At 36.5% G+C, this 18333-nt stretch carries 17 protein-coding genes; 7 read left to right on the top strand and 10 right to left on the bottom strand.

Annotated features, from left to right (window positions below):
- Positions 1-83: 83 nt before the first annotated feature.
- The 5 genes from HU235_RS21630 (at position 84) to HU235_RS21610 (ending at position 5626) form a co-directional block, all read left to right on the top strand.
- Positions 84-1364, top strand: coding sequence for an MFS transporter (locus HU235_RS21630; RefSeq protein WP_095300378.1), 1281 nt, complete (start codon positions 84-86; stop codon positions 1362-1364).
- 380 nt (positions 1365-1744) lie between these two features.
- Entirely contained in the window at positions 1745-2593 is an 849-nt protein-coding gene (locus tag HU235_RS21625) for an ABC transporter ATP-binding protein (protein WP_174881542.1), read from the top strand.
- A complete protein-coding gene (locus HU235_RS21620) occupies positions 2541-3470 on the top strand; it encodes an iron-hydroxamate ABC transporter substrate-binding protein (protein ID WP_174881541.1) in 930 nt (309 codons plus the stop codon). Before HU235_RS21625 ends, HU235_RS21620 begins: the two co-directional genes overlap by 53 nt.
- Before the next feature lie 138 nt (positions 3471-3608).
- Positions 3609-4622: a FecCD family ABC transporter permease gene (locus tag HU235_RS21615; protein WP_095300416.1), complete on the top strand. Its 1014-nt coding sequence runs from the start codon at positions 3609-3611 to the stop codon at positions 4620-4622.
- A complete protein-coding gene (locus HU235_RS21610; protein ID WP_174881540.1) occupies positions 4619-5626 on the top strand; it encodes a FecCD family ABC transporter permease in 1008 nt (335 codons plus the stop codon). The genes HU235_RS21615 and HU235_RS21610 overlap by 4 nt, the downstream gene beginning before the upstream one ends.
- Positions 5627-5766: 140 nt before the next feature.
- Here HU235_RS21610 and HU235_RS21605 read toward each other — a convergent pair whose 3' ends face one another.
- Positions 5767-7791: an ABC transporter ATP-binding protein gene (locus tag HU235_RS21605; protein ID WP_174881546.1), complete on the bottom strand. Its 2025-nt coding sequence runs from the start codon at positions 7789-7791 to the stop codon at positions 5767-5769.
- A 9-nt stretch (positions 7792-7800) separates the two neighbouring features.
- Positions 7801-9543, bottom strand: a complete 1743-nt coding sequence (locus HU235_RS21600) for an ABC transporter ATP-binding protein (RefSeq protein WP_174881539.1) — start codon at positions 9541-9543, stop codon at positions 7801-7803.
- Positions 9544-10265: 722 nt separating this feature from the next.
- Here HU235_RS21600 and HU235_RS21595 point away from each other — a divergent pair.
- Positions 10266-11759 carry a peptide MFS transporter gene (locus HU235_RS21595; RefSeq protein WP_095300393.1) on the top strand — a complete coding sequence of 498 codons (1494 nt, stop codon included), beginning with the start codon at positions 10266-10268 and terminating at the stop codon, positions 11757-11759.
- A gap of 475 nt (positions 11760-12234) precedes the next feature.
- A complete protein-coding gene (gdhA, locus tag HU235_RS21590; protein WP_370877288.1) occupies positions 12235-13614 on the top strand; it encodes an NADP-specific glutamate dehydrogenase in 1380 nt (459 codons plus the stop codon).
- Positions 13615-13721: 107 nt separating this feature from the next.
- Here gdhA and HU235_RS21585 read toward each other — a convergent pair whose 3' ends face one another.
- The 8 genes from HU235_RS21585 to HU235_RS21555 all read right to left on the bottom strand — a co-directional run.
- Positions 13722-14498 carry an ABC transporter permease gene (locus HU235_RS21585; protein WP_174881538.1) on the bottom strand — a complete coding sequence of 259 codons (777 nt, stop codon included), beginning with the start codon at positions 14496-14498 and terminating at the stop codon, positions 13722-13724.
- Positions 14499-14500: 2 nt separating this feature from the next.
- Positions 14501-15388, bottom strand: coding sequence for an ABC transporter ATP-binding protein (locus HU235_RS21580; RefSeq protein ID WP_174881537.1), 888 nt, complete (start codon positions 15386-15388; stop codon positions 14501-14503).
- Between the two features lie 12 nt (positions 15389-15400).
- The gene (locus HU235_RS21575) at positions 15401-15595 is read right to left on the bottom strand and encodes a PLD nuclease N-terminal domain-containing protein (protein ID WP_095300399.1); all 195 of its coding nucleotides are present in this window, start codon (positions 15593-15595) and stop codon (positions 15401-15403) included.
- A complete protein-coding gene (locus HU235_RS25175) occupies positions 15595-15774 on the bottom strand; it encodes a transcriptional regulator (protein ID WP_095300420.1) in 180 nt (59 codons plus the stop codon). Before HU235_RS25175 ends, HU235_RS21575 begins: the two co-directional genes overlap by 1 nt.
- Before the next feature lie 35 nt (positions 15775-15809).
- Positions 15810-16139: a DUF5345 family protein gene (locus HU235_RS21570; protein ID WP_095300401.1), complete on the bottom strand. Its 330-nt coding sequence runs from the start codon at positions 16137-16139 to the stop codon at positions 15810-15812.
- Positions 16136-16669, bottom strand: coding sequence for an RNA polymerase sigma factor SigY (gene sigY / locus HU235_RS21565; protein WP_174881536.1), 534 nt, complete (start codon positions 16667-16669; stop codon positions 16136-16138). Before sigY ends, HU235_RS21570 begins: the two co-directional genes overlap by 4 nt.
- Before the next feature lie 153 nt (positions 16670-16822).
- Positions 16823-17188 carry a DUF488 domain-containing protein gene (locus HU235_RS21560; protein ID WP_095300405.1) on the bottom strand — a complete coding sequence of 122 codons (366 nt, stop codon included), beginning with the start codon at positions 17186-17188 and terminating at the stop codon, positions 16823-16825.
- Positions 17189-17370: 182 nt separating this feature from the next.
- Positions 17371-18333, bottom strand: a 963-nt coding sequence (locus tag HU235_RS21555; protein ID WP_174881535.1) for a NupC/NupG family nucleoside CNT transporter, incomplete at its 5' end; no start/stop codon positions are given.

Genomic DNA, 18333 nt, shown 5'->3' with positions numbered 1-18333 from the left:
ATCCGTAAAATTTACTAGTTTTTCATTTTATTCCCTTTTTTTCTTGTACAATGGAATTAAATGTTACTAGGGAGGGTAAATATATGAGGCGTCTCACGAAAGAGGAAAATAGTTGGATTTTATATGATTGGGCAAGCTCTGCCTATTCAATCATTATTACAACAGCAGTATTCCCTATTTTTTATAAAGCTGCAGCTACAAATGCTGGGGTTAGCGCAGCAGACTCAACAGCCTACTTAGGTTATACAGTTGCAATAGCAACCTTTATCCTTGCTATGCTAGGTCCAATTCTCGGTACAATTGCCGATTATGAAGGAATTAAAAAACGGTTTTTTATGTTCTTTTTTTCATTAGGTGTGCTATCTACCGCTTTTTTAGCGTTTATACCGAGTGATCAATGGTTGCTCTTATTAATATGTTATACGTTTGCAGCTGTCGGATCGACTGGTGCAAATGTATTCTATGATGCATTTTTAGTTGATGTAACACCAGAGGAAAAAATGAATGATATCTCTGCGCGTGGCTTTAGCTTTGGCTATATCGGTAGTACGATACCCTTTATTATAAGTATTGCTGTTATCATCCTTTCTCAAAATAACATCATTCCTATTTCAACAACGATTGCCAGTAAAATCGCCTTCCTGATCACAGCTGTTTGGTGGGCAATATTTACAATTCCACTGCTTAAAAACGTAAAACAAAGGTATTACATTAAACGTGAACCGAACCCTGTCATTAATAGTTTTAGACGTTTAGGAACGACACTAAAGGAAATTCAAAAATATAGAGCTTTGTTTTTATTTTTACTCGCTTATTTCTTTTATATTGATGGTGTTGGAACAATTATTTCAATGTCCACTGCATACGGAACAGACCTTGGAATTAGCTCGACAAGCTTATTAGTTATTTTGTTTATCACACAGGTTGTTGCAGCACCTTTTGCGATACTTTATGGACGTTTATCAGAAAGATTTACCGGAAAAAAGATGCTATATGTCGGCATCATTGTCTATATGATTGTCTGTATTTACGCTTACTTTATAAAGACTACATTAGATTTCTGGATATTAGCAATGCTTGTCGCAACCTCACAGGGAGGGATTCAAGCTCTAAGCAGATCCTATTTCGCTAAGCTTATACCTAAAGAAAAGGCAAATGAGTTCTTCGGCTTTTATAATATATTTGGCAAATTCGCCTCGATCATGGGCCCGCTTCTTGTTGGTGTCACTTCCCAGCTGACAGGAAGTTCAAATGCCGGCGTATTAAGCCTAGTTCTACTATTTATTATCGGTCTCATTATTTTAATACGTGTTCCAGAACAAAAAACAAGTAATAAGAACTCGTCTGGTTCTATTTCCGTTTAAACGTTATAGCTTGTAATCCCGAAGAGGAATTCTTTATGAATATCCTCTTCAGTTTTTAAAAGCGGTTTATGTAATGACACTATTTTCCCCTTAAAAAACCGCCTCTACGTTTAATTACACTTAACTTATAAAAACATTTCATACAATCCTTTTCCAATCATTCACTATTTTAATTTCTATTCAAGCTGTATCATTTTTTACATTTCCAGTTTTTGGATTGCCATTAGCTTCTAATCTCCTAAGTATTCAGAACATTTTATAAAAGTTACTAATTTCAAACTTTATTTATATTGACATTTAATAAAGAAAAATTTATATTAATATCGTAATCAATATTGATAATCATTTTCATTTATTATATTACTATGGAGGTCATAAAGATGGTTCGCCTACTTACTGATGCATTAAACATTGGCTATGGTGAACGATTAATTGTCAAGAATCTCAGTGTAACGATTCCAGATAAAAAAATAACAACCATTATCGGATCCAATGGTTGTGGAAAATCAACATTGCTGAAGGCAATTACTCGCATTATTGCTCATCAATCAGGATCAGTCCTATTAGACGGCAAAGATATTTCAAAAGAAAATACAAAGGTTCTTGCTCAAAAAATGGCTATCCTTCCTCAAACCCCTGAAGGTGCAGCTGGATTGACCGTTGGGGAATTAGTCTCCTATGGAAGGTTTCCCTACCAATCCGGCTTAGGCAGATTGACGAAAAAGGATTATGAAGTCATCGATTGGGCATTAGAGGTTACAGGTACTATTAGCTATAAATTTCGGCCTGTCGATGCACTATCAGGAGGTCAACGTCAGCGAGTCTGGATCGCAATGGCGCTCGCTCAGGAAACAGAAATCATTTTTCTTGATGAACCTACGACATATTTAGATATGGCTCACCAATTAGAGGTTTTAGAATTGTTACAGAAATTAAATCGTGAACAAAATCGAACTATTATTATGGTTCTACATGATTTGAACCAAGCTGCTCGTTTCGCTGATTATATTATCGCCCTAAAAGATGGTGAGATTGTGAAAGCAGGTGCTTGTGAAGAAATTATCACGAAAGAAGTACTCCATGAAGTTTTTCAAATTGATGCAATGATTGGCCGTGACCCTAGAACAAATAAACCAATGTGTGTTACTTATAATTTATTAAAAGGAGAAACAACATATGAAGAAGAAACTATTAGTCCCGTTTATGCTAATGCTAACGCTAATTATTAGCGCTTGTGGAAACTCAGAATCTAGCAAAGAAGAAAGCGGCTCGACACCAAAGAAGAAAGAGCCAGAAACCTTTACATACGAATCTGAAACAGGTCCAGTTGAGGTTCCATCTGATCCACAAAGAGTTGTTGTGCTTTCAGGCTACACTGGAGATGTCATTAAATTAGGCGTCAATGTTGTTGGTGTAGATACTTGGTCTAAAAACAATCCAACCTTTTCAGAGGAATTAAAGGATGTTGCGGAAGTATCAGAGGATGACCTAGAAAAAATTATCGAATTAGAGCCAGATTTAATCATCGGACTATCAACTCTTAAAAATGTGGACAAATTAAAGGAAATTGCTCCTACAGTTACTTATACATGGGGCAAAGTAGATTATTTAACACAACACTTAGAAATTGGTAAGCTATTAAACAAAGAAAAAGAAGCTCAAGCCTGGGTTGATGACTTTAAGAAACGTGCTGAAGAGGCTGGAGACGAAATCCGTGCAAAAATCGGTGAGGATGCAACCGTATCTGTTATCGAAGCATTTGGTAAAGACCTATATGTTTACGGTGACAATTGGGCACGCGGAACAGAAATTTTATATCAAGCTATGAAATTGAAAATGCCTGAAAAAGTAAAAGCAGACGTATCAAAGGCAGGTTATTACACACTGTCAACTGAAGTACTTCCAGAATATGCAGGAGATTACGTCATTTTAAGTAAGTACTCTGATGCAGATACAGCATTCCAAGAAACTGAGACATATAAAAACATTCCAGCTGTTAAAAATGGCCATGTCATTGAAATGCAAGGGGAAGGTGCATCATTCACTGACCCAGTTACTCTTGAAAAGCAACTTGCCTTTTTCAAGGAAGCTTTTCTCGGCAAATAAAACACTAAGAAGCTATGATTCTACCGCTTGTATGTTAAATGAAACACCTAGATAAGTGGTGGTTCATTTGACAGGGGTTGATTGACAATTCAATCAACCCCTTTCCCTATTCAAAAGAAAGGAATAAATAAGAGACTCATGACAAACAACAAAACTCGAAATTCAATCCCATTTATTTTCAAACTGATTATAACTATCATAGTATTTATCAGTATGTTTGTCGTAGCAATGGTTTTTGGTGCAGCAGACGTCTCGGTTAGGGATGTATGGTTAGCTCTGACATCTTCTGCTTCGGGAGAAAAAATTTCAATTATCCGTGAAATTCGTTTACCCCGTGAAATAGCAGCTGTTTTTGTTGGCGCTGCTCTTGCCGTTTCCGGCGCAATTATGCAAGGAATGACAAGAAACCCACTTGCTGATCCAGGCTTACTCGGGCTGTCTGCTGGCGCTTATGCAGCATTGGCCTTTACGATCGCCTTTATCCCGTCAGCCAATTACTTTATCACAATGCTCGCTTGCTTTATTGGAGCAGCCGTAGGAGCAATAATGGTATTTGGAATTAGCGCTATTAGAAGGGGAGGTTTCTCTCCACTTCGGATTGTCTTAGCAGGTTCAGCAATTTCCTCCTTTTTATTTGCACTTGCAGAAGGAATTGGCCTTTATTTTAAAATTTCAAAAGATATTTCCATGTGGACAGCGGGGGGAATGATCGGCACAACGTGGAATCAGCTCCAAGTGATTGTTCCTTTTATTATCGTTGGGATCATTATTTCTCTTTTTCTTTCAAGACAGCTTACAATTCTCAGTTTAAGTGAGGAAGTAGCGGTTGGATTAGGACAAAATATTACACAAATCAAAATTCTTCTATTTATTGTCATTATCATTCTTGCAGGTGCATCTGTTGCTCTAGTTGGGAATATGGCTTTTATCGGTCTGATGATCCCGCATATTGTTCGTGTAATAGTAGGAACTGATTACCGTTATATTTTACCGATGTCAGCCATTGTAGGAGCCACTTTTATGCTATTTGCCGATACACTCGGTCGTACTCTTAATTCGCCATACGAAACACCAGTAGTAGCAATTGTAGCTATTTTCGGATTACCTTTCTTCCTAATCATTGTCAAAAAAGGAGGAAAAGCATTCTCATGATCCATCCAGCACTAATAAAAAAACAACGACTCATATTATTTATTTCTCTACTTCTTATTCTAGCTACTATTGTTATTGGCTTAGGAATGGGGAGTGCGAGTGTATCATATGATCGACTCCTCCATATTTTGTTAGGTCAAGGTACCTTTAAAGAGGAATTTGTTTTATTTTCTATTAGATTGCCACGAATATTGATCACTTTGTTAGCAGGGATGGCACTAGCCGTTTCCGGTGCAATTTTACAAGGAATCACTAGGAATGATTTAGCAGACCCTGGCATCATCGGAATCAATTCTGGTGCAGGTGTTGCCATTGCTGTTTTCTTTTTATTTTTCCCAATCGAAGCTGGTTCTTTTGTTTATATGATACCACTCGTCGGCTTTTTAGGTGCTGTCTTAACAGCTTGTCTGATTTATTTGTTAGCTTTCAACAAAAATAGTGGCCTGCAGCCTGTACGAGTTGTTTTAATTGGAGTAGGATTCTCAACAGCCCTCTCTGGAGCGATGATTGTTCTAATCTCCTCCGCTGAACGAACAAAGGTTGATTTTATTGCCCAATGGATTGCAGGTAATATTTGGGGCACGGATTGGCCATTTATATGGGCGCTCCTTCCTTGGTTAATCGTCCTGATTCCATTTACGTTGTATAAAGCTAATCGATTAAATCTCTTAGGATTAAGCGAGCCTGTTGCTATTGGGGTAGGGCTTTCGATTGAAAAGGAACGGATTATTTTACTTCTAACAGCTGTTGCATTAGCTGCTTCTGCAGTTTCAGTTACAGGAGGCATTTCATTTATCGGACTGATGGCCCCACATATTGCAAAGGCATTAGTCGGCCCGAGAAATCAATTATTTATCCCTGTTGCGATCTTGCTTGGTGGCTGGCTATTGCTGTTCGCCGACACGATCGGACGAAACCTCATTGAACCAAGCGGCGTACCAGCAGGCATCATGGTCTCACTCATCGGTGCTCCTTACTTTGTCTATTTATTATTGAAGAAGTAAAGAGAATTTGTATCTTAAAAATTCAAATCCCCCTTCAACCGTTAGCTCATTTAACAGTTGGAGAGGGATTTAATATGTATTTGGATTTTCTAAGCAATGAAAATGGAGAGCCTCACCTTTTAGGAGACTCTCCATTCCTCTTAACTAACCCTTGAAACCTCTTTTCCTAGCTGAAGCTGATGCATTTGATAGTATTTTCCTTTTTGTCTAAGAAGCTCTTCATGGTTTCCTCTTTCAACTATTTCTCCTTGATCTAAGACAAGGATTTGATCAGCATTACGAATCGTTGATAGGCGGTGGGCAATAATGAACGTTGTTCTGCCCTCCTTAACAATATTTAACGCTTGTTGAATCATTGCTTCTGTTTCAGTATCAATATTCGCTGTTGCTTCATCTAAAATAAGAATAGCAGGATCATAAGCAAGTGCACGGGCAAACGAAATAAGCTGACGCTCACCTGCAGACAATGTACTTCCTTTCTCAAGAACAGGCTCATCATACTGCTTTGGAAGCTTTTCAATAAACCTGTCAGCACCAACATCCTTTAAAGCCTTTATAACTTGCTCCTCAGAAATATTTGGATTATCTAAACTAACATTTGACGAAATAGTCCCTGTAAATAAAAACGGATCTTGAAGCACAATGCCCATATGCTTTCTTAAATGCTGTCTTGGAAGTGCGCTCACATCGTTACCATCAATCGTGATTTTGCCCTTCTCAATATCATAGTAACGGAATAATAGGTTTATAATCGAGCTTTTCCCCGACCCAGTATGCCCGACTAATGCGACAGTCTCACCCTTACTCGCTTGGAAATTTATATTTTTGAGAACGTCATGCTCTCCATCATACGAAAATGTCACATTAGTAAATTGAACATTTCCCTCATATCGAGAAATCTCACCCTCTGCAACATTTTCTCCCTTTTCATCTAACAATTCAAACACCCGTTCCGAAGCAACACGCGCCTGCTCAAGCTGGGCAAGTTGGTTCACAATATCTGTAACAGGTTGGAACAATCTATTTAAATAATCAACAAAGGCATAGAGCATTCCAATTGAAATAATACCGGCAGCGTCCATCGATTGCCCGCCGAAGTACCAAATTAGTACGACAAAGGTTCCATTACGGAGAACACCGACTAAATTATGAGATGTTAAAGAATTTAAACTTAGCAATTTATTTTGATACGTAAAATGTTCATAGTTCAAATCCTCAAATTCCTTTGTGATCTGTTCCTTCCGCTGAAATGCCCGAATAATTGGCATTCCTTGAATAGATTCATTAATCATTCCATTGATATCACTTACCCTTGTGCGAATAAGGTGGTTATATTTTGATGCAAGTTTCCGATAGACGATAACCCAGAGAGCGATAATAGGTACTAGTAAAAGTGTAATTAACGCAAGCCTTGTATCAAGGAAAAATAATGCGACAAAAATTCCCGTCATATAAATTCCACTTGTAAAAAATGTCGCTAACACTTTTACATAAAGCTCTCGAATCGCTTCAGTATCATTTGTTACACGCGAAACGATCTTTCCAGCAGGTCTGTTATCAAAATATTGAATAGGAACCCGTTGAATATGCTCAAATACATCCTTTCTCATCTTTTGAATGATCCGGTTGGCCGCCTTTTGGAGCATTAAGGTTTTACCGTATTGGAAAAATCCTGCAATAACTAATAAACCTACATAGAAACTTAACAATATAACGATAGGTTTAATTTCCGGCTGGTAAAAAGCAAAAATTTCCTTTTGGCTTAACTTTTCAATTTGATAAGTTGCCTCCTGATTTCCCTTTATAACAGTCAATTGTTGCCCATTAACTTCTCTATCTCCATCAAATGATAAATGTTGATTTGTTGAATAGAAGGATCGCCCAACCTGGACGATTTGCAGTTGGGCATCTCCTACCGTATCTTGTTCTGTCACGTTTGAACTTCTCTTATAGAAAAGCCCATTATATTCGACTGTCTGATCATCCTTAGTTTCCACTTCAATCCAAGGACTTTCAATGCCCCTCATATGCTCATCAATCACTTTCTTTGCGATAAACGGCCCTGTTAATTCAGCTGCAACAGCAAATGTTAACATGACGAGGGCAAAGATAATTGTCCTTTTATAAAGAAGTGCGTAGTGAAACAATCGTTTTCCTGTTGATATCCGTTTCAATTAGCTCACCTCTCCATATGATTCAGCCTGCTGCCGATCGAATTGCTCTTTATACCATTTCCCCTTTTCAAGAAGTTGCTCGTGTGTCCCTTCTTCAACGATTTGCCCTTCATCCAAAACAATTATCCAATCAGCATGTTGAATTGCCGACAAACGATGAGCTGTAATAAATGTCGTTTTCCCTGCTCTTTCTTTACGAATGTTTTCTATGATTTCTGCCTCAGTCTTTCCATCAACTGCAGACATCGCATCATCTAAAAGCAAAATTTCCGGATCTTTAATAAGAGCTCTCGCAATAGATATGCGCTGTTTTTGCCCTCCTGATAAAGCAACACCCTTCTCCCCAACGAGTGTGTCAAGCCCTTTAGGCAAGACTGTTAAATCAAAGGCAGCTAGCTTTAAGGCTTGCTGGATTTCCGCTTCACTGACTTCTTCTTTACCGAATTTTAAGTTCTCTCGTATCGATCGGGAAAATAGGATTTGCTCCTGTGGAACGTAACCAATCCAAGAATGAACATCCTCAATCTTAATAGATTCTAGTGATTTATCAGAAATGAGGATTTCTCCAGTTCCTAATGGATATTCCCTTAACAGCTGCTTAAGCAGGGTAGATTTCCCACTTCCTGTTTTTCCAACTACACCAATCGTCTCTCCTCGATTAACATGTAGTGAAATGTTTTTCAAATTATCAGTTGTTGCAGATGGATAACGAAATGAAACATTTGAAAACACTATTGATTCAGCAACCTCGACATGAGCCGGATTACTTTTGTCCTTAACGTCTTGTTCATACGAAAGAACCTCATTAACACGATCTAATGATGCATTTCCGCGCTGTAAAATATTAATTAACTCACCTACAGCATTCATAGGCCAAATTAGCATCCCTAAGTAGATATTAAAGCTCACCAATTCACCTAACGTTATAGCTTGATGAAAAACAAGATATGCACCATAACCAAGTCCAATGACATAACTAATTCCTACCAATATTTTAATTGTCGGTTCAAATAAGGCATCAACCTTAGCTACTTCAATATTTTTTTGATATACATCCTCTGTCATATCGTTAAATCGCTTTTCATCTGCCTTCTCCTGTACGTATGCCCGGATAACCCTAACACCAGCAATCGATTCAAGGACATTATCATTTAAATCACCAAAGGCATCTTGTGCCCTCATAAACCGTTTATGAATCATATTACCGAAATAATTTATCGCAATAGCCATAATAGGCAACGGTAATAATGCAGCTAGGGTAAGCTGCCAGCTGATCGTTATACTCATAACGAGAATAATAATCATCATAAAAATTGTTGAATCTATTAATGTTAAAATCCCAAAGCCAGCTGTCATGGAAATAGCCTTTAAATCATTCGTCGCCCGCGCCATCAAGTCACCTGTTCGGTTTCTCTCATAAAAGCTAGGTGTCATTGATAATAAATGTCTCATAAATCGATATCTCAGGATTCGTTCAATTAAATGCGCTCCACCAAAAAGCTGATACATCCATACGTACGTAATGGCATAGCTGGATACGATAATCCCTCCAAAAAGAAGGAGTAGCTGCACTAGTCTTTCCCCTGTCATCTGACCAAATTGAATATCATCTATAGCAAAACCAATAATTTTCGGCGGAATGATATCTAATACGCTTACAATAATTAATAATGTAATTGCAATTGTATATCTCTTCCAATTCTCTTTGAAAAACCAGCTTAACTTTTTAAAAATCGAAAACATTGAAAAGTACCTCCTTATTGTTTTTTAATTTTTCGTGGTGCAGTTAGCCACCTTTCATCCAATCTAAGTCAATCCGTCTCACCTGTTCTATTAGCATCATCAAAACTCCCTTCACATTTTTATCTATAATAACGAGCAATTCGCTCGGAATATTCATTTGATAAAGCTTCTTCTCGCTTCACTAGACGCGAAAAGGCATCGAGCGTAAGCGCACGATGCCTTATTTTTAGACATAAATAAAACGCACGTTACTGATTCAAGTAACCTGCGTCTACATGTGTAAAGATAAGTGGATTAAATAATAACTATCACTTTTTATGTACTGTTATTGGACGGGTTACTTGATATGAAATTTGATAGATGTCATGAATCATTCGATTTCTCATTGTATAACCCTCCATTTCTTTTAAATTTATTCTTTTCCATTTTATGACTTTCCAATTATTGTTGTCAATGCTTTTTTGTTCCTATTTACCGTTTATTTTATCTTAGTTTCTAGCTATCCATTCAACATTCCTATCTTACAGAAAACACGAGTTATTTAACTATTTTGGAAAAATTTAAAAATCAGGTAATTATAGGAATATTTTTGAATGAAATTTGAAAATATATCTTATTTTCACTTATATATCAGCCTTCATACTACCTATTTGGAAATTATTACTTTGACAACGTAAAGCGATAAAAAGTATTATAATATAATAGCAAAAGGAGGTTGTATGATGTCAGACATCAACAAGCAGAAAATTGTCTCTAGCGTCCCACAAAAAGGATTCTTCGGACACCCTAAAGGATTATTCACTCTGTTCTTTACAGAATTCTGGGAACGTTTTTCATATTACGGAATGAAGGCTATATTAATTTATTATATGTATTATTCAGTTTCAAAGGGCGGCTTAGGCTTTGATGAAAGCACAGCACTTGCGATCACCTCAATTTACGGTTCATTAGTTTACATGTCCGGTATTATCGGAGGTTGGTTAGCAGACCGTATACTTGGTACGTCAAATTCTGTTTTTTACGGCGGAATACTGATCATGCTTGGCCATCTCGCGCTTGCGATTCCAGGCAGTGTGTCACTATTCTTCGTCTCAATGGTCTTAATCGTTCTTGGTACAGGCCTACTTAAGCCAAATGTATCGAGTATTGTTGGAGAAATTTATAGCGAAGAGGACAACCGCCGCGATTCTGGATTTAGCATATTTTATATGGGTATAAACCTAGGTGCTTTTATCTCTCCATTAATTGTCGGAGAAGTTGGCTTAAAGCATAATTTCCACTTGGGCTTTTCTATTGCAGCAATCGGAATGTTTGTCGGTTTACTTGTCTTTATGCTTACGAAAAAGAAAAACCTTGGACTTGCTGGAAAGGACATAGCTAATCCTTTATCAGCTGGGGAAAAGAAAAAGGTATTCTCAATTATCGGTTTAGGTATCATCATTATTGCAGTGGCTATTGCAATTTCAATTCCATTAGGACTATTAACATTCAAGTCCTTTATAAGCCTTATTGGTGTATTGGGTATTTTAATTCCAACGATATATTTCATTGTTATGTATCGCAGCCCAAAAACAACTGCCGTTGAGCGTTCAAGAATTATTGCCTATATTCCATTATTTATTGCATCTGTTATGTTTTGGGCAATTCAAGAGCAAGGTTCAACTATTCTCGCCCACTACGCAGACAAACGAACAGATTTAGATTTTGCGGGATTAACGATTTCTCCTGCATGGTTCCAATCGTTAAACCCATTATTTATTATTACTTTAGCTCCTGTTTTTGCTTGGCTATGGGTTAAATTAGGTAATCGCCAACCATCTATACCTAAGAAGTTTTCACTCGGTCTTCTTTTTGCCGGATTCTCATTTATTGTTATTTTAGTACCGGCTTATATAGGCGGAGAACATACTCTCGTTAATCCGTTATGGTTAGTATTAAGCTATTTTATCGTTGTCCTTGGTGAGCTATGTTTATCACCTGTCGGACTTTCAGCAACAACCAAGCTTGCACCAGCTGCCTTTTCAGCACAGACAATGAGCCTATGGTTCTTATCAAATGCCGCTGCACAGGCTATCAATGCTCAAATCGTTAAATTTTATACAGCAGAAACAGAAATGCTCTACTTTGGGATCATTGGAGGAATCGCTATTCTTCTTAGTATCATTCTTTTCTTTGTATCACCAAAAATTCAAAGCTATATGCAAGGGGTTAAATAACTACACCATCGTAATGTAGAGGTGCCTCAAAATAGTGTCTAATTTTGGATAAATAATTCGTTCAAAATTAGACACTATATATAATAGTAGAAACACAACAAATTATGTGATATTTAGTATCGCTATTTTGCCTATTATGTAACACCATTCAACTTTTTCCGCAAGATTACTATAAGCAAAAAATATTATACTAATTTTGCTTTTTTTCTAACATTTCCCGTTCTAATTCCTCACAATAATAATTCAATTATAAATTCATCCATTTTTTCTACTTGCAAAACCCTTTTATAATAATGTTTTAAAGGCATATTTTTCGATTGTTCTCAATTCGGCATTAATATCATCTAATGTTGATATTGTTTAAATTATTTTTCGAGTATAAAATTCATACTATCAAAATTTTTCGATAATTGTTTGTTCGGATTTAGGTTTCGATGAAAAATATAATGAAAAGGAAGACGTGAATAGCATGATTATGACAAAGGACGCAAATCAACAAACTGGTTTACAAGCTGCGAGAGAATATGTTGATACTGTATTTGAAACAGTTAAAAAGAGAAACCCACATGAAAGCGAATTCCACCAAGCTGTAAAGGAAATATTCGACTCATTAGTACCGATTTTTGCTAAGCAACCAAAATATATGGAGCATGGTATTCTTGAAAGAATCGTTGAACCAGAAAGAGTTATTTCTTTTAGAGTACCTTGGGTTGATGATCAAGGAAAGGTTCAAGTAAACCGTGGCTTCCGTGTTCAGTTCAATAGTGCAATTGGGCCTTATAAAGGTGGATTACGCTTCCATCCATCTGTAAATGCAAGCATTATTAAATTTTTAGGCTTTGAACAAATTTTCAAAAATTCCCTAACTGGTCAACCAATTGGTGGCGGTAAAGGTGGTTCTGACTTTGATCCAAAAGGGAAATCTGACGGTGAAGTAATGCGCTTTACACAAAGCTTTATGACAGAGCTGTGCAAGCATATTGGACCTGATGTAGACGTACCTGCTGGAGATATTGGAGTAGGTGCAAGAGAAATTGGCTTTATGTTCGGACAATATAAAAAAATTCGCGGTGGCTTTGAAGCTGGTGTCTTAACTGGTAAAGGTCTAGGATACGGTGGAAGCCTTGCACGTACAGAAGCTACTGGTTATGGAACAGTATATTTTGTTCAAGAAATGTTACAGGATAATGGATTAAGCTTTGACGGTAAGACAGTTGTTGTTTCTGGTTCTGGTAATGTCTCTATTTATGCCATTGAAAAGGCTCACCAATTAGGAGCTAAGGTTGTCGCTTGTAGTGATTCAAACGGCTATGTTTATGATAAAAACGGAATTAATCTTGATACTGTAAAGCGTCTTAAAGAGGTTGAGAAAAAACGTATTAGTGAATATGTGAAAGAGCATCCAGATGCACAATATGTTGAAGGTTGTGGAGGAATTTGGTCAATCCCTTGTGACATTGCGCTTCCATGTGCAACACAAAATGAAATTGACGAAGCGTCAGCTCAAACACTTGTGAAAAACGGAGTAAAAGCAATTGGTGAAGGTGCAAATATGCCTTCGACTTTAGAAGCAATTGATGTTTTCCTTAACAACGGTGTTCTATTCGGACCAGCAAAAGCTGCCAACGCAGGTGGTGTTGCTGTATCTGCACTTGAAATGTCACAAAATAGTATGAGACTTTCATGGACATTTGAGGAAGTAGATGCGAAATTACATGACATCATGAAAAACATTTATCGCAACAGCATAAAGGCTGCTGACGAATACGGTCACCCTGGAAACCTCGTTGTCGGTGCTAATATTGCTGGTTTCGTAAAAGTTGCAGATGCAATGATCGCACAAGGTGTAATCTAAAATAGAACAGCATAAATCAAATAGGAATAGAAGATGTTCTTACCTTCTATTCCTATTTTTAACTAGGTTCTAGAACGGATGAAGCCTAGAATTAATATATAAAACGTTTAATAACTTTTATAGCGTTTAAACTGAATCATTGTTAAAGCTAGGAGAACAATGATAAATAAAGCTGAACTTCCCAATGTAATAAAATATTCATTTTCCCACTTACCATTTGTTAATATACTTGAAGCACTGCTCATAGCACTTGCAGGATTCCAAGCCATATATTTAGGAAAAAGTGATTGGCAAAGGACGAACATCGCAACAATAAAAATCGTGATACCCGAAATTTCCCCGTTTTTCTTGAAAATTGTCCCAATAAATACTGTGACTGTCATCACGAATATGATCCAACAACTATACATAATTAAACTCACAACAAATCTTTCTAAATGAACATCATTAAATAAAGTATTCGTATAATAATACGCTAACCCATAGCTAATAATAAACGATACGATTAGAATAACAGCGTTTGCTAGCCATTTGCTTCCGATATAATGAATAGACTCCACAGGCCTAGTCATTAAAAGATGTAATACACCACTTTTTCTTTCTTGTGATATGCATCCCATGACACTTAAGATAAATATTGCAGTTCCGATTATTCCAATTTGTGATAAAGTACTTGAAAGAACCTCTTCTCCAGTTGGAACAGGAATCTTAATTATTGTCCCTTCCGGTAGATTTCCTGCTGCATTTAAAATTTCCGGCATATAATAAAGACTAATAGGTTGTGATATTGCCAGGATTGCCATAGCGATAGGTAACCAAATTAGTTTTTTATCTCGCCAAGCTTCTAGCCATTCCTTTTTAAATAAAATTTGAAAGGTATTCATTATTATCTCATTACCTCCATATAAGCATCTTCAAGCGTACCGCTTCTCTCTTCAAAGTGAATAATTGTTATCTCTTGCTTAATACAGTCTTCAAGTAAACAATTACAGTATTGGTTGCTCGTTAGCTTGAATGTTACAGTTGAGGAATTAGAAAAGTTTGCTTCACGTATATAATCTTTCTTAGATAGCCAACTTTTTATATCACCTTCTGTTTTAAGAAAAAAATAGCCATTTCTGGTCCGTTCTTTTAATCTCTTTATTGAACCAGACCATTTTACTTTTCCAGCCTTCATCATAATAATTTCATCACAAACTTGCTCAGCATCATGAAGAATATGAGTTGAAAACAAAATAGACGTTTTCTTTTTTAACTCTTCTAAAATACGCAAGACATCTCTACGTCCTGTTGGATCTAGAGCAGAAACTGGTTCATCTAAGATTAACAATTTGGGCTCGTGTATCAAAGCTTGTGCCAATCCTAATCTCTGTTTCATACCTCCAGAAAAACCACCTATTTTTTTGTTTTTTGCATGATGTAAATCTACGAAATGTAGGACATTATTGATTTTATCTTTTAGTTTTCCCTTTTCCATTTTCGATAATTTCCCTGCAAAGTAGAGAAATTCAACTGCAGTCATCCACGGAAAGAAGGATGGGTACTGAGGTAAAAAGCCAATCTGAGTTCGATCGATGTTTTTACATCCTTGAAATGTAATTTGCCCTGAATCAGGTTTTAATAATCCTGATAGCATTTGTAAAGTCGTAGTTTTTCCAGCACCATTTGGTCCCAATAATGCAACACATTGATTAGGTTGAATATCAAATTCAATATTGTCGACAACGATATTCGTTTTGTATCTCTTCGATAACCCTTCAACAGTTAATAGCAATAGATTTCCCCCTTAATCTCTTTGACTATTTCGACCGATAATAAAATAAAGAATAGGTCCTATTATACTGATACATACAATGATTAATACCCAAATCCACTTTTCACTGATTGGTTTCTCATCTTTCACACAACTTATAATCGCTGTAAGCATTAATATGAGTTGTAATATAATGAGTGGAGCTATTATTCCCCATGGTATATCCATCATTTCCCCTCCCTTTTAGCTACGTTTTTTCTATAGGGTATAACTACGAAAAGGTAGTAAAACAACAACGGCATCGGAAATTGAATCAACCCCCATACTCCCCAAAACCAAGCGGAAGCTCCCTTCCTCCTTGCATCTAAAAAGAGAGTGATGCTTTGCAGAAATAAAATTGGTGTCATTAACAGTATAAAAGCCCAAGTCTCTAAACCTAGTATCAACGTAAAGACACCTCTTCTCTCTTATTTCTACGTTTCCGCTCAAAAATAAAAGCAATTGGCATAAAACATAAAGTAAAAATTTGCAGCAACATAAAAACACTTGTTAATTTAAATGCTAATGTCATATAAAAGGCTAAAATAATAATTGCTGTGAATATAAATATTATTAGCTCTCGTCTTTGGGCCCTTTTTCTTTCCTTCTTATATTCAATTAAAGTATTCATTAACTGAAAGTGTTCTGGTATCTCCACTTCATAAACAGTTTCTACATCTTTCAAGCTTTGCTTTAAGTCAAAAATAAGCTCTTCATCATTCCTTCCCTTCATGATTCAAACTCCTTTCGTATCCGTTTAAGTCCGTAATGAATACGGGTTTTTACTGTACCTTCCTTTAAATTAAGCATTTTTGCAATTTCCCCATTAGTAAAACCATAATAATGTTTTAACAAAATTGGCGCTCTAATTTCAGGTTCTATTGAGGAGAAAACATCCAAATGGCTAGACCATTCATAACCTTTTCTCATCAGATTCCATTTTATTTTTTCCATTACTTCTACCTGAATTTTTTCTAAGCGAACATTCTCCCTCTTTCTTTTACGTTGGTAATCAATAAATAAACGTGAAGCAATTGAAATTAGCCAAGTAGAAAATTTAGAGCTGCCTTTGAAGCCTGATAGATTCGTATAAGCCTTTAGCATTGTTTCTTGAATTAAATCCTCAGTTAAATCCTTTTGAAGAGTAAGTTTAATAAGATACTTATATAAAAACTGATAATTCATTTGAAACAAATGTGTAAAAGCTTCATCACTTCCATTTTTAGCTTCCCTAACCAATATGATCTCTTCTTGTTGGTCCAATTGATGAAAGCCCCCTAATATTATTTGTTTCTAATGATTTGACGCCTCATCTCTGTCATTCGTTCATGAAAAAGATCATTTTTATCAAAATCCACTTCATTTTTAAGGTAACACATATCTTTTTAAGCAAAAAAAGACTAATGCGCTTTAACATCAGTCTTCCATTTCTACTATTTCCTTCAAAATAATCGCATGATTATATTCTTGATTTTTTACAGCATAAATAAATGTGATCGGCCTTGATTTTTGCTCTTTTACAAATTTTTTTAGTTCCTTTAAACTTGCCTTTTGGGTTCCTTCACTTTTTAACTCTTCCATGTACTTCACTTTAAATTCGGTAAACTTCCCTGGATCATGCTGAAACCACTTTCTTAATTCTGTAGTCGGCGCAACTTCCTTCCACCATTTATCAATTTGTAAATCCTGCTTTGATATACCTCTTGGCCAAATACGGTCAACAAGAATCCGAATTCCATCTTCTATTGACGGCTTTTCGTATGCTCGTTTCAAGTTTATCACTCAACCCACCCCTCCCGATTCTAGACCGTTTTAACTACGAATTTGTAACACGGTTTGTACCATTATGTATGTAAGCTTCTAAAGTATTTTAACATGGACTAAGTATGATCAAAAAAGGTGGTCCAAAGCTTCTCTTTCAAAAAACTGGACCACCTTTACTATATATGAATTTTAACCTCTTTTTATAAAAACATCCCAGCAATAGCAGCACTTAATAAAGATGCTAAAGTTCCTGCTGCAACAGCTTTTAATCCCATTTTTGCGATATCTGGACGACGATTTGGTGCCATACCCCCTAAGCCTCCAAGAAGAATTGCCATAGAGCTCAAGTTTGCAAAGCCACATAAGGCAAAGCTGACAATCATGACAGTTTTATCTGACAGCTGCTCAATTTGAGGTGCAAAGGCAGAATATGCAACGAATTCATTAAGAACTAGCTTTTGACCGATAAAGCTTCCTGCTGTTATAGCCTCAGACCACGGTACTCCAATCGCAAAGGCAATAGGAGAAAAAATAATACCTAAAATCCCTTCAAGTGATAGTGCATCATAGCCAAAAATGCCGCCAATAGCTCCCAAAATACCATTAACCAAGGCAATTAAGGCAATAAACGCTAACAGCATTGCACCTACGTTAAGCGCTAATTTTAATCCATCACTAGCCCCTCTTGCAGCAGCATCAATGACATTTGTAGCTTCTTCATCAGTTTCCATCTTAAAATCAGTTTCTTCAACTTTTTCGGTTTGTGGCATCACTATTTTCGCCATAATTAATCCTGCTGGTGCAGCCATAAAACTTGCTGCAAGTAAGTATTCAAGCGGAACACCTAATAAGGCATAGCCAACTAGAACAGAACCCGAAACAGAGGCTAATCCACCTGTCATAACTGCAAATAGCTCAGACTTTGTCATCGTAGCTAAAAATGGACGAATCACTAATGGTGCTTCTGTCTGTCCAACAAAGATATTTGCGGCAGCTGACATCGACTCTGTCTTCGATGTTCCTAATAGCTTTGCTAACCCACCACCAATGATTTTAATAAACCATTGCATAATTCCTAGATAGTATAATACTGAGATTAATGAAGAAAAGAAAATTATAATTGTTAATATTTGAAAGGCAAAAATAGTACCAAGCTTTCCGCC

This window comes from Metabacillus niabensis, assembly GCF_902829255.1.
Lineage (GTDB): Bacteria > Bacillota > Bacilli > Bacillales > Bacillaceae > Metabacillus > Metabacillus niabensis.
This window is presented reverse-complemented; position numbering and strand designations above follow the sequence as displayed.